The organism is Pedobacter zeaxanthinifaciens (genome assembly GCF_003313335.1).
GTDB classification, from domain to species: Bacteria; Bacteroidota; Bacteroidia; order Sphingobacteriales; family Sphingobacteriaceae; genus Pedobacter; species Pedobacter zeaxanthinifaciens.
Genome location: NZ_QMHP01000012.1, coordinates 1 through 13,176, shown reverse-complemented (window position 1 = coordinate 13,176; position 13,176 = coordinate 1). Strand labels below are relative to the sequence as shown.

Genomic DNA, 13,176 nt, shown 5'->3' with positions numbered 1-13,176 from the left:
TGACTAGTGAGCTTTAGCAGCTGAGTCAACTTTAGCAGCAGCTGAATCAACAGTTTTAGCAGCTGAATCAACAGTAGCAGCAGCTGAATCTACAGTAGCAGTAGTTGAATCCATTGCAGTTGAGTCAGTAGCTTCTGCTTTTTTCTCAGATGAACAAGCAACTACAGTTAAAGATAATGCTAAAGCTAAAAAGCCAAATTTGAATAAGTTTTTCATTTTAATTTTCTGATTAAATAATTAATTAATTTTACTCTTAATGCCGCAAAGGTAAAAAGGTAACCCGTTGTTTTAAAAAAAAGATAAAATATTTTTTTTCATCTCTTTTGCGGTTACTTATTTATGCTTTGGGTATTAAACTAAGTGTTTTGTACAGGCTTTTGTATCATAAACCCGATTGACGTGTTATACTTTTTGTTTTATGGCTGTCATCCGGAACGTTAGTGAAGGAGCTGTAACTGATAGCAGATAGAAATAGACGGTAGTGACGATGGCTAACAGCTAAGCAACAAAAAGATTAAACGGAAAGCGGGACCATACATTAATAAGTAGTAGTACATTTGCTTTTCAAAATATGTTTTAAGGCCCAAAATTTCAGTCGGTTATTTTTTTGATTATTATTGGGTTACCATTTGGATTTAATTGTATTAATAAGTGAGTATAAAGATTAGCAGTTCATTGCCAACAGATAGAGAGGTTGTTTTGGGTATACTCAACAACTCTGTAGAAGCATTAAATAAATTGTATGTAGCATATTTTCCAATGGTGCTTCAGTTTATTTTAAATAATAATGGTGATGAGGATGATGCAAAAGATGTTTATCAGGAAGCCATCATTGTGCTGTACAACAAAATAAAAAGTGGAAGCTTTGAGCTGAGCAGCAAGCTGAAAACCTACATCTACTCGGTGAGTAGGAGGATTTGGTTGAAGAAATTGGCGCAGCAAAGTAGGAAAACCAATAACATTGCAGATTTTGAAGATGTGTTGGTAGTTGAAGAGGATATGGAGCAGCATGAACAAAAGGACATGCAGTTTGATAAAATGAAAGTGGCTTTGGATAGCTTGGGAGAGCCCTGTAAGACAATTATACAAGATTTTTATATCCATAACCAAACCATGCAAGATATTTGTGAAAAGTTTGGCTACACCAACGCAGATAATGCAAAAACACAGAAGTATAAGTGTTTACAAAGGTTAAAGAAAATATTTTTTCAATCATAGAAGATGAGACAAGACATAGAACTAGAGGCTATTATTGAAGATTACTTAAATGGTAAGCTTACACCTGAAGAACAGGCTGCTTTTGAGCAGTTAAGAAGTAACGACCCAATGGTTGACCATAAAGTGGTAGCTCACAAAGTTTTTTTGGAGTCGATGTTGCAATATGCTCATGTGGTAAAGCTAAAAGAGCAAATGGATATGGCTCATGCACAAATCGATGTAGCTGCATTAGCTGAAGATTTAAGACCGCATCCTTCTAAAATTATTCAATTTTGGAGAAATAATAAATCTGCTGTTGCTGTTGCTGCCTCGTTTGTTTTGTTGTCTTTGGTTACTTTGCTTTCTATCCATAAAAGCAATCAGCAAGAAGGTACTTTTGCGGCCATGAGCAAGGATATGAATCAAATAAAAATTACGCAAAATTATTTGATTAGAGATATCAAAAACCGTGAAGCCAATAAAAATAACAATAGCAGGAATGCTAATAACAAAGCAAGTTTTGGCGGTACAGGTTTCGCCATTTCTGGAAACGGATATATTGTAACTGCTTATCATGTGGTTAGAAGCGCAGATTCAATTTACGTACAAAATGCGAAAGGTGCTTACAAGGTTCAGGCTATTTACACCGATCCGGTAAATGATGTTGCTATTTTAAAAATTAATGATAAAACATTTGAGAGCTTACCTTCACTTCCTTATACCATTAAAAAAGGCATGTCTGGTTTAGGAGAAGCGGTATTTACCTTAGGCTTTCCTAAAGATGATATTGTGTTAGGTGATGGTTATGTGAGCTCTAAAAATGGTATCAATGGCGATACGCTGGCTTATCAAGTTGCTATTCCAGTAAATCCAGGTAATAGCGGCGGTCCACTGCTTGATAACAGTGGTAATATTGTGGGTATCATCAACGGTAAGGAAAACAAAACAGATGGTGCTACATTTGCTGTAAAATCTAAGTACATTATGGAAGCGCTTAATGCTATTCCACAGGATTCGCTAAGTAAAAGAGTATCTTACGGCAAGAAAAGTTTGTTAAAAGGTCTTAAACGTAATAAGCAAGTAGAGAAAATGCAAGATTATGTTTTCATGATTAAAGTGTACAATAACAACTAATGTCAAAATAATATACGTTAAGCCCCGAAAACATTTAATTGTATTCGGGGTTTTTCTTTTTAGGGTGTTTGTTGCCATAGACGCACAGATTTTGGTGCTATAATAATTATCTGTGCATCTGTGGCTAAGATTTAATAAAGACACATGAAGATAGATTAACAGATTTATAACAAAATTTATCTGTGCATCTGTGGCTAACTGATTATATTTAACAATGGAATTCGGAAGAGTAGAAACTAGCGAAATAAATAAAATTGATTTTACCTTGCCGGCAGATGGCGAGCAAACTAAGTTAACGCTCAAGGGCAAGGCTATTAATGATCCTAAGTTTTTTGTAGGTTGCGCCAAATGGGGACGTAAAGAATGGGTAAATCTGATATATCCTCCAAAAACAAAGGAAAAAGACTTTCTAGGAGAATATGTAAAACATTTCAACTCTATTGAGTTAAATGCTGTTTTTTATGGCATTCCTAAAGAAGATCAAATATTAAAGTGGAAAGAAATGGCCGATCAGCGAGATGATTTTTTGTTTTGCCCTAAGTTTTCCAGAGCCATTACTCACATTAAAAGGTTAAACAATGCGCAGGGCGAAACCGATTTATATCTAAAAGCCATTAGCCAATTTGGCGACAAGTTAGGACCTTGTTTTTTGCAGTTGGGCGATAATTTCGGACCAAAGAATTTTGAAGTTCTTAAGCAATACTTGGAGGCTTTGCCGCGGGACTTGAATTTATTTCTAGAAGTACGTCATCCAGATTGGTTCAGTGTAGCAGCAGACAGGAAAGCACTGTTTTCTTTACTCGCTGATTTGAATATTGGTGCAGCAATTACTGATGCTAGTGGTAGAAGAGATTGTGTACACATGGAATTGCCAACCCCAAAGGCATTTATTAGGTTTGTAGGAAATGGCGGCAAGTTTTTAGAAAGTTCCGACAAGAAAAGAGTGGATGATTGGGTAGAAAGACTTCAAGAATGGCTAAGTAAGGGTTTGGAAGAGGTATATTTTTTCCTGCATCAGCATGATGAAAGTGACACGCCGATAATTGCAGATTATACCATCGAAAAATTTAATAAATATTTAAAAGCTGATTTGCCACGAATAAAATTTTTGCCTAATCAAGGCGGTTTATTCTAGCATATACGTTTAGATGTATTGAATAACAGAAATGATTTTGTAACTTGAATACATAATTAATCGATTTAAAAATTAAATAATAATACTATGAGTTTACGAATAGGGGATATTGCTCCAAATTTTAAAGCTACAACGTCTATAGGAGAGATAGATTTTTATGAATACTTAGGAGATAGTTGGGGTGTACTCTTTTCTCACCCGGCAGATTATACGCCAGTTTGTACAACTGAGCTAGGTAGAACAGCGTCTTTAAAGCATGAATTTGATCAACGTAATGTAAAAGTTTTAGCACTTAGTGTTGATCCAGTTGAATCACATTTGGGATGGATCAAAGACATTAACGAGACACAAAATACGAATGTTGATTTTCCAATTATTGCAGATTCGGATAAGAAAGTGGCGGAATTATACGATATGATTCATCCAAATGCTTCAGAAACGTTAACAGTTCGTTCACTATTCGTTATCGGACCTGATAAAAAGGTGAAATTGATGATTGTTTATCCCGCATCTACAGGACGAAACTTTAATGAGGTGTTACGTGTAATAGATTCGCTACAGCTAACAGCTAACTTTAGTGTTGCTACTCCTGCAGATTGGAAAGATGGTGACGATGTAATTGTGGTTAACAGTATCAAAACTGAGGATATTCCAGCAAAATTTCCAAAAGGACACAAGGTAATTAAGCCATATTTGCGTACTACTCCTCAGCCGAATAAATAATTGATAAAGCCTTGATAGTTAATAATAAATCGTTAGATTTACTTTAATTATCAATTTTAATACAGTAGAACTAAAACTAATGAGTACCGGAAAAGTAAAATGGTTTAACGCCGAAAAAGGTTATGGATTTATTATCCAGGAAAACAACAAAGAGATCTTCGTACACTTTAAAGATGTACAAGGTGGCATTAATGGAATAAAAGAAAACGACACAGTAGAATTTGAAGTGGCGGATGGTAAAAAAGGACCTCAGGCGGTAAATGTTAAAAAAGCGTAATCGTTATCCATTATAAAAAACAAAGGCTTTCAATTTTTTGAAAGCCTTTATTATGTCATTTGCACTCCATTAAATACTCCTGTATGTGTGCTAAATCTCTGGCGACAATTGGTGGTTTAACGGCAGATTGAGCAACATCATCCGAAGTAGCTTCTCCAGAAAGCACTAAAATACCAAGTGCACCTGCATTAATTGCCATCTGTACATCGGTGTAAATTCTGTCGCCAACCATTGCAATTTCTTTAGGCTGTAGCTTGTATTTGTAAATAATGCCGTCCAGCATTTGTGGATCAGGTTTTCCGATTACTGCGTCAGGTTTTCTTTTTGTTGCTCCTTCTATACATGCACAAATTGAGCCACAGTCCACCAAAATATTAGGCTGGTCGGTAGGGCAAACCCAATCAGGATTGGTTGCAAAATAAGGCAGTTGTTGGCTTGCCCAGTACGCTGCTCTACATAATCTAGAGTACACCAGTGAGGTGTCGAATCCAACTACAAGTGCATCGGGTTTGTCGGTTGCATCGTCTTCGGTAGAAACAAATCCAGCGGCTTCAAACTCTTTAATCATGCTAGGCGTACCTAATATGAAAAGACGTTTAAAAGTTGGGTGATTTTTTTTAATGTAATTGATTGTTGCCACTGCCGAAGTATACATTTCCTCTTCAGTAGCTTCAATGCCCATCTTTTCTAAATGTTTTAGGTAATCGCTAGTACTTTTTGATGGATTGTTGGTAAGGAAGGAGTAGTTAATGCCATTTTCCTTCAGGTAACTTAAAAATCTGTTAGTAAAAGGGAACAAAGTGCTGCCGTTATAGATGGTTCCATCCATATCCAAAGCAAAATGTTTGATATTTTTTAGTAGTTCTTTAATCTCTTGAGTCATATTTCAATTTAAACTTCTTTAGTTTCTAATTCATCGTAGCCGTGTGCTTTTGCTTTCCACATTAATGCAAAAATGAACACACAAATGATCGCCATTCCAATCATCATCATAAATACATAATCCCAAGCGCTCTCTGGATTTGTTTTGCTAAGGGTATCAACCATAAAACCTACGCCCACACCCGAAACCAAACCGCTTGCATAGCCAAAAAGGCCAGTTAATCCGTTTGCCGTAGCAGCAGCACGGTTAGTAGCCTGATTTGCTGCAGCAATTCCAATTAAAGCTTGAGGGCCGTAAATAAAAAATCCGCACATGGCTAAAACGAAAATCATTAACCAAGAAGGTGTATTGTCCGGAAGATACAAGAATATAGTCATAAAAATAGCTACGCCTACCATACAATAAAGTGAAGTACGGTGCGCTTTGCCTTCCAAAAACCTATCAGTAACCCAACCAGCAGCAAGCATGCCTAATATGCCAAATATCTCGAATATGGCCACTGTCCAACCTGCATTGGATAATGTCATGCCGTGTGCCTCTTTAAGAAAAGTTGGTCCCCAATCCAATACTGCAAAACGCACCACATAAACAAAGAAATTGGCAATGCCTAGTATCCAAATCCATTTGTTACGATATACTGATTTTTTGATGAATTCCTTAAACTCCGCAGAAGATTCTTTTCCTTTTTTGTAGGTTTTATGAAGCTCCGGTAAGCCAACTGAAGATGGTGTATCGCGTAATCCCATAAATAAACCGATAGAGCCCACCAAGGCAATGGCTGCCGGAATCCAGAAACACCATTTCCATGCACTATAATGTGAAGCTGATTCAATAACGCCTTTCATCTTTTCTGCGTCATTCAAATCAATTTTTAAATTAGCAGCGATAGCATTAATCACTTCTGGATTATTGCTCATATTTGTACCCATAGAGCCCATGATATAGCCCGCTAGTATGGCTACTAAAGCGGCTCCAATGGAGTGTGAGGTATTCCAAATCGACATTTTGGTAGCCAATTCGTTTTGCGGTATCCAATGGGTTAACAATCTGGCAACTGGTGGAAATCCACTACCTTGAATTAAGTTGTTAATGATTAAAATAACACCGAATATCAGCACCATAGTGTTGGTAAACATCGGTCCTCCGGTTTCGCCCGTGAAAATAGTGCTTAAATCAGAGCCCCATCCGAATGCGAAATTCGCTATTGCGCACAAGAATAAACCAATTGACATGTGGTACCGAGCATTCATTTTATCGGCTATGAGGCCATTTAAAAAACGAGAAATGCCGTAGATAATCGTTACCAGCGTCATAATGATACCGAAGCTGGTTTTAGTAATTCCGTATTCGGCAGTTAGCCCAGGTATGGCAAATGAGAAATTTTTTCTAACAAAGTAGAACACTGCGTAGCCGATCATGGTTGCAATGATCGTTCGGGTTTGCCAATATTTGAAGAGCTTGGCATTAGTGCTTTGGTTGCTTGATGTATGTTGGTCCATATCAATAAATTCGTGTTGCGTAGTTTTGTTGGTTGCCATTAGATTTCCCAAATACCGCCTTTGCCAAAAAGTTGATTCAGCCATTGATTTAAATAGCCGGTTCTAACGCCAAGGTCCAATACTGTAAATCTTCTTCTAATGTATTGTGCGCTGATAAAGGTATCTTTTAGTTGTTTTCTGCATATGCCGATTTGTTCTGGCTCGGTAGGTGCGCCAACTTTGCCCAACCTGCTTTTTGCTTCTTCAAATGGTACAATTTGCTTGGCCAAGTCGGCTTTAATTTTTGGCCAATTATCTTTTAATATTTGAAGTTGCTTAGCTAATTGTTGATGATCAGTATATTTTGCAGTAGTTTCTTGTAATCCAATTTCCGGAAAATCTGTATCCTTAAAAAGTTGTAGAGATTCAGATTGAAGCTGCTTAAGAGTTGGCCACTGCTTCAAAGCAGCGTCAATGTCCAACTGTCCAAAGTCTGTGTTTAACACTAAGTCGTAAAGTGCAGTTATGGCGAGTGTGCCAATACTGACTTGAAATCCGTGTGATACTGTTTCACCATTGTTAAGGTGGTGCTCCATATTCCACAGGTGACTAAATTGGTGTTCCGCTCCAGAAGCTGGCCTGCTAGATTTTGACCACTGCATTGCAAAACCACCCAGCATTAAACCTTCCGTAAGCTTGTTGATCGCATTAACATCTCCGTTTTTAATGCCCTCCGGATCAGATAGCGCTTCATGTAGTCCATCTTGCACTATACTCCAAGCTGTTGTGTCAATAGGTTCTATGCCTAGTGCATCTGCCAAAATCCAGTCGGCACCAGCTGTAATTTTCGCAAATAAATCTGCATATCCAGCGGCTGTCATTTTATTTGGTGCTTGGCTTAATACTTTGATATCGGCAATGCAAAGCTGTGGGGCAGGGCAGTTAAAGGTCTGTTTTGCACCATTTGCTGTAATAGAAGCGCCAAAAGCGGTATAGCCGTCCATAGAAGCGGCAGTAGCAACGCACATGTATTGTCGGTTTGTTAAATGTGCCGCTAACTTGGTTAGGTCATTGATTGTTCCAGAACCTACCGCTACGGGAATGGCATCATGCAGACTTAAAGCACCTACTAATTTCTGTACATACTCATATGCTGCATAGATTTCTGGATCTTGGTAAATAAACGGAGCTAATTGAACAATTCCATTGCTTTCAAATTGTTTCGTTATGCTTTCGCCTAGAACACCGAAAGTGGTAGCATCTGATACGATAATTGCTGGTTTGTTTGGGAATTGTTCTTTAAACAGAGCGTGTGCTTTTTCCGATGAATTTTCGTCAATAATTAAAGCTTTAGTTTCTCTAGCAGACTTCAAAGCACTTTCTACTCTTGACATTAATTTTTCAATTTGAATAATGTTACTATCGGTTTATTGGTTTATCAAATAAACGATTTTTAAAAAAATAAAACAAATCAAAAGTTTAAAAATAACATTTTGAAATTAATGCTTGAGATAAAATACATAAAAAAAGCGCCCAACTAGGGCGCCTTATCAGTTAGGTTTTTTATGATTTAACCGCAATAATTATTTTTAAATTCTGCAGACATTTGCTCCGTAATGCGTATGATATCATCCGCCTCATTTGAGTTGTTATAGATGATTTGATCACATGTTTCGCGGTAAGGCAACAAGTACTCTTTGTAAGCCGGCACTACGTGATTATGCCATTTGTATAGTACATCTTCCTCAGGATAACCCCGCTCAATGCCATCTCTTTGAATTCTACGTTCTAAAGCGATGTTTTCATCAGCCTCTATAAAAATTCGATAATCGATCAAGCTGTTGATTTCCTCGAAGTGCAAAATAAATAGCCCTTCTACAATAACAATTGGCGCAGGATGGATTTCGAGAATTTTAGTAACTGCTAAGGGATTGTTGAAATTATACTCCTTTTTGTATACAGTTTCCCCGTGGATTAACTTTTTGATGTCAAGTAAAAATTGTTGATCATCAATAGTACTTGGTAAATCGAAATTATACAGTTTGTTTTCCTCCTGTGTCATCTCTCCGGCAGGAATATAATAATCATCTTGCGAAACTAGTGTTACTTCATCCGTTTTAAAATGATGAAGAAAGCTGTGCAAGAAAAACGTTTTGCCGGAGCCACTTCCTCCAGCAATACCAATAATTACAGGCTTGTTACTTTTCATTATCTTTTGGTCCATAGGATAAATTACAGAAGAAACGCTTGTCGAGGGCACCTACAGCATCAGCAACAGCCTTTGTCATTACAATAATTACATCTTTGGTAGTTTCATTCTCGGTAAATTTACCAACCACTTTGGCAAATGTAGAGCGGTTAGTCATAGGGTTGGTAATTTGTATAACTGTACCAACTGGCGCAGTACGATGAAGGATAAGCATTTTGTTTGGATCCAAATCTGGATCAGAAATCCATACTGCTGTACCTTTTTCCTCAATTTTGTTCAGCCCATAAACAGCTGCTGGTCGTTTTAAAGAAGGATTTTTAAGTGTATTTGGACTATCAGAATTGTCACTGTCCTCTTCGGTAGTGGTAGCAGCAGTATTTGGAACTACTGCTGCTGGTTTTTCACCTCTAATGATCAACTTTTGTCCTACAACCAAATCGTTGCTATTTAAATTGTTCGCCGTTTTAATTTGATATGTAGTAAGTTGGTATTTCTGTGCAATGGAATAAATGGTTTCGCCATTGGCTACCACATGTTCAAAAGACAATTCTGGTTTCACAGCAGTGCTCACCGGTACAGTTACTCTATTTTCGGTGGCTTTTGTTTCCGTTACTTTGCTTTCTACAACAGGAGCCGATGGAGTTACTTCAGAACCCGCAGATTTAGCAGGGATTTTTAAGACTTGCCCAATTTGCAGGTTGTTAGAACTAAGGTTATTGAGCGATTTTAGCTCCTCTACCGTTACACCATACTCTTTTGCAATGACACCTAAGTATTCCTTCGGCTTAACAGTATGTTCAGTTACTGTGGTACTTAACGTTGTTGTAGGCGTAGGTTCGGGTGTTTTACTTGCTGCAACTGGAGCTTGAACATTATTGGTTTTAGTAAACGGTACTTTAAGTGTTTGCCCAATCTGAAGGTTAATGCTGCTTAATCCGTTTAATTTTTTGATGTCTTCAATGGTTGTTGCAAATTTTTCTGCAATGAGATTGAGGTTATCTTTAGCTACAACAGTATAGTTGAAAAAGCCAGCGTTATTACCGCTAGAAACAGTTGTAGTTGTTTTTTCGTTAAAAGCAATTTCAGTAGGAACTTTGATAATAAGGCCTATTTGCAAGCTTGTATTGTTGTTATAGCTTTGCACATCCTTAACATTAACGTTGTATTTTCTTGCAATAGAGTAGTAGCTCTCTTTAGGGTCAACTTTGTGGATGATGAGTTTTTTGCCGTTATTGTTTTCTACACCTATGGAATCCAGTGGTTTGGCGGCGTATGCACTTGCGGTACTCAATAACGCTGAAATTAAAATATATCGTTTAAGCATCTATATTTTTAAATTTTGAGGTACAATTATACGAATAATAAATAGTATCGTTAACAAAGTAAATTAACGGAGTACAACCGCATCTATTATATATCATTTAGAAACAACACCTTAAAAGCAATATGCAATGCGATTTTTTATACGCAATAGATATTTGTTTTGACCACGATCATTTGTTTAATTAATTCAATTTTTTCTACTTATTCCAAACTAACTCACCTGATTTTTGTTAATTGCACATATTAAAACAACAGAAAAATTATGTCAGCAAAAGAGATAAACCTAACGGAAAAACAAGTTAAGCCAGTAGTTGATATGTTAAACGATTATTTGGCTAATTATCATATTCACTATCAAAAATTGAGAGGCTGTCACTGGAATGTTAAGGGGCAGAATTTCTTTACTTTACACCTCAAATTTGAGGAGCTTTACACTAACGCCCAAGTAACCATTGATGAGATTGCTGAACGTGTGCTAACGTTAGGTAAACCACCACATAGCCGTTTTGCAGATTACATCAAAGAATCGGCAATTAAAGAAATTGATACTATTGGCATGGCTGATACCGCAATGGTTGAAGCAGTTTTAGATGACATGACCAAGCTTATTGAGCTGGAACGCGACTTATTGGAAGCTACTGAAAAAGCTGGTGACGATGGATCTAATGATATGGTTAATCGTTTTATGCAATTTAAAGAGAAAACCATTTGGATGTTGAAGTCGTTTTTAAATAAGCAATAGTAAAAACTGATAATAATTAATTAATAGGCAAGCCGCAATTCGTTAAATCAACGGATTTGCGGCTTGTTGCTTATGGATAGGTTCACGGTAATTACAAACGCATCATCCAATTATCACATTCTATAATCACCGATTTTCCAAATTGGTCAATTAATTATCTTTGAGGCATGGGATATAAAAGTTTAGCAGCTTGCGTTGCTGATTTAGAGAAACATGGTCATCTAATCCGTATCAAAGAAGAGGTAGATCCTTATTTGGAGATGGCGGCTATCCACCTCAGGGTGTATGAAAATCAGGGGCCTGCTTTGTTTTTTGAAAAAATTAAAGGTAGTCCATTTCCGGCGGTTTCAAATTTATTTGGTACTATCGAACGCTCAAAGTTCATGTTCCGTGATAGCTTGCCGAAAGTTAAAGATTTAGTCGCCTTAAGATCTGATCCAGTCAAAGCATTGAAAAATCCTTTCAAGTATGCAGGATCGGCATTAACAGCGCTTTCGGCATTGCCCTTAAAACAGTCTTTGTTTAAGCAAACTTTCCAAAAAACAACCATATCTGCCATTCCGCAAATTGTAAATTGGCCAATGGATGGCGGTCCTTTCATTACCATGCCACAGGTGTTTACTGAAGATATAGATAAACCTGGCGTAATGAATGGTAATTTAGGAATGTACCGTATACAGCTTGCTGGAAACGATTATATCCAAGACAAGGAAATAGGTTTGCATTATCAAATTCATAGAGGGATTGGTGTGCATCAAACTAAGGCAAACGCTAAGGGACAACCATTGAAAGTAAGCATATTTGTGGGTGGACCACCTTCGCACCCTTTAGCGGCTGTAATGCCTTTGCCAGAGGGACTTTCTGAGTTAACTTTTGCAGGTGCCTTAGGTAACAGAAGATTCAGGTATTTTAGGGATGAAGAAGGCTTCGTAATTTCTGCAGATGCGGATTTTGTAATCACTGGAACCGTATATCCACACGAGAACAAGCCAGAGGGGCCGTTTGGAGATCACCTAGGTTACTACAGCTTAACGCATCCATTCCCATTAATGAAAGTGCACAATGTGTACCATAAAAAAGATGCCATTTGGTCGTTTACGGTGGTAGGCAGACCACCGCAAGAGGATACTAGTTTTGGCGCATTAATTCACGATATTACAGGCTCCGCAATTCCGCAGGAAATACACGGCTTAAAAGAAGTGCATGCTGTTGACGCAGCGGGTGTGCACCCATTGCTATTTGCGATAGGTAGTGAGCGATATACACCTTACCTAAAAGAGAGAAAACCGCAGGAGATTTTAACCATAAGCAATCATATTTTAGGAAAAAACCAGCTGAGTTTGGCCAAATACTTATTTATTGCGGCGCATGAAGATGATGAGAAGTTGAGTACACATCACGTAGCTGATTTTTTAAGTCATGTACTTGAGAGGATTGACTTACGCAGGGATATTCATTTTCATACCAACACTACCATCGATACTTTAGATTATTCGGGTGATGGATTAAATTCGGGATCGAAGGTGGTTTTTGCTGCCGCTGGCGAAAAGAAACGGAAATTGTTTACTGAACTGTCTGCAGATTTTAATTTGGTAGAAGCACATGCTTTAGCTGCTAAAGGAATTTTAGCGGTGACTTTAGCGCCTTACACGGATGCAGTTGCTGCGAAAAATGAAATCGATTTATTAAAAGAACACCTTAAACAAAACGAATTATCGGGCTTGCCGTTGATAGTAGTTTGTGATGACGCAGCTTTTGTTGCCAAACACATTAACAACTTGGTTTGGGTTGCTTTTACGAGAAGCAATCCCGCTTCAGATATACATGGTGTGGATGATTTTATACAGAATAAGCATTGGGGTACTAATGGCCCGTTAATTATCGATGCTCGTAAGAAACCTCATCACGCTCCTGAGTTGATTAAAGATGAGACCGTAGAAAGAAAAATAGATAGGATGGGAGAGAGGGGACACGTTTTACACGGAATTATTTAACCATATCACATAAAAAAATGCCCCTGAGTTTGGACTGCCCCCAAAAAGTTAGACAAACTTAACAATTAATTATTTAGGATG

General features: G+C 37.5%; 13 protein-coding genes. 7 read left to right on the top strand and 6 right to left on the bottom strand.

Annotation, left to right across the window (positions count from 1 at the left end; genetic code table 11):
* Positions 1-3: 3 nt before the first annotated feature.
* Positions 4-216 carry a PG1828 family lipoprotein gene (locus DUT68_RS15995; RefSeq protein WP_113639233.1) on the bottom strand — a complete coding sequence of 71 codons (213 nt, stop codon included), beginning with the start codon at positions 214-216 and terminating at the stop codon, positions 4-6.
* 435 nt (positions 217-651) lie between these two features.
* Between DUT68_RS15995 and DUT68_RS15990 the strand changes: the two genes are divergently transcribed.
* From DUT68_RS15990 to DUT68_RS15970, 5 genes are all read left to right on the top strand, one after another.
* Positions 652-1,218, top strand: coding sequence for an RNA polymerase sigma factor (locus DUT68_RS15990; protein WP_113639232.1), 567 nt, complete (start codon positions 652-654; stop codon positions 1,216-1,218).
* 3 nt (positions 1,219-1,221) lie between these two features.
* Positions 1,222-2,331, top strand: coding sequence for a S1C family serine protease (locus DUT68_RS15985; RefSeq protein WP_113639231.1), 1,110 nt, complete (start codon positions 1,222-1,224; stop codon positions 2,329-2,331).
* A 214-nt stretch (positions 2,332-2,545) separates the two neighbouring features.
* A complete protein-coding gene (locus DUT68_RS15980; RefSeq protein WP_113639230.1) occupies positions 2,546-3,466 on the top strand; it encodes a DUF72 domain-containing protein in 921 nt (306 codons plus the stop codon).
* An 87-nt stretch (positions 3,467-3,553) separates the two neighbouring features.
* The gene (locus tag DUT68_RS15975) at positions 3,554-4,189 is read left to right on the top strand and encodes a peroxiredoxin (RefSeq protein WP_113639229.1); all 636 of its coding nucleotides are present in this window, start codon (positions 3,554-3,556) and stop codon (positions 4,187-4,189) included.
* 79 nt (positions 4,190-4,268) lie between these two features.
* Entirely contained in the window at positions 4,269-4,466 is a 198-nt protein-coding gene (locus DUT68_RS15970) for a cold-shock protein (protein ID WP_113639228.1), read from the top strand.
* A gap of 55 nt (positions 4,467-4,521) precedes the next feature.
* On the opposite strand, the gene DUT68_RS15965 is transcribed toward DUT68_RS15970, so the two are convergent.
* From DUT68_RS15965 to DUT68_RS15945, 5 genes are all read right to left on the bottom strand, one after another.
* Positions 4,522-5,349 (bottom strand): HAD-IIA family hydrolase, encoded by an 828-nt coding sequence (locus tag DUT68_RS15965; protein ID WP_113639227.1) that lies wholly within the window; start codon positions 5,347-5,349, stop codon positions 4,522-4,524.
* A gap of 8 nt (positions 5,350-5,357) precedes the next feature.
* Positions 5,358-6,887, bottom strand: coding sequence for an MFS transporter (locus tag DUT68_RS15960; RefSeq protein WP_237088359.1), 1,530 nt, complete (start codon positions 6,885-6,887; stop codon positions 5,358-5,360).
* Positions 6,887-8,221, bottom strand: a complete 1,335-nt coding sequence (locus DUT68_RS15955; RefSeq protein ID WP_113639226.1) for a sn-glycerol-1-phosphate dehydrogenase — start codon at positions 8,219-8,221, stop codon at positions 6,887-6,889. Before DUT68_RS15955 ends, DUT68_RS15960 begins: the two co-directional genes overlap by 1 nt.
* Positions 8,222-8,397: 176 nt before the next feature.
* Positions 8,398-9,036: a uridine kinase family protein gene (locus tag DUT68_RS15950; protein ID WP_113639225.1), complete on the bottom strand. Its 639-nt coding sequence runs from the start codon at positions 9,034-9,036 to the stop codon at positions 8,398-8,400.
* On the bottom strand, positions 9,026-10,360 hold the full coding sequence (locus DUT68_RS15945; RefSeq protein WP_113639224.1) for a LysM peptidoglycan-binding domain-containing protein: 1,335 nt from the start codon (positions 10,358-10,360) through the stop codon (positions 9,026-9,028). Before DUT68_RS15945 ends, DUT68_RS15950 begins: the two co-directional genes overlap by 11 nt.
* 261 nt (positions 10,361-10,621) lie before the next feature.
* Between DUT68_RS15945 and DUT68_RS15940 the strand changes: the two genes are divergently transcribed.
* Both DUT68_RS15940 and DUT68_RS15935 read left to right on the top strand, forming a co-directional pair.
* Positions 10,622-11,101, top strand: a complete 480-nt coding sequence (locus tag DUT68_RS15940) for a Dps family protein (RefSeq protein ID WP_113639223.1) — start codon at positions 10,622-10,624, stop codon at positions 11,099-11,101.
* A 167-nt stretch (positions 11,102-11,268) separates the two neighbouring features.
* Complete coding sequence (locus DUT68_RS15935; protein ID WP_113639222.1) at positions 11,269-13,095, top strand: UbiD family decarboxylase; 1,827 nt, start codon at positions 11,269-11,271, stop codon at positions 13,093-13,095.
* Positions 13,096-13,176 lie beyond the last annotated feature (81 nt).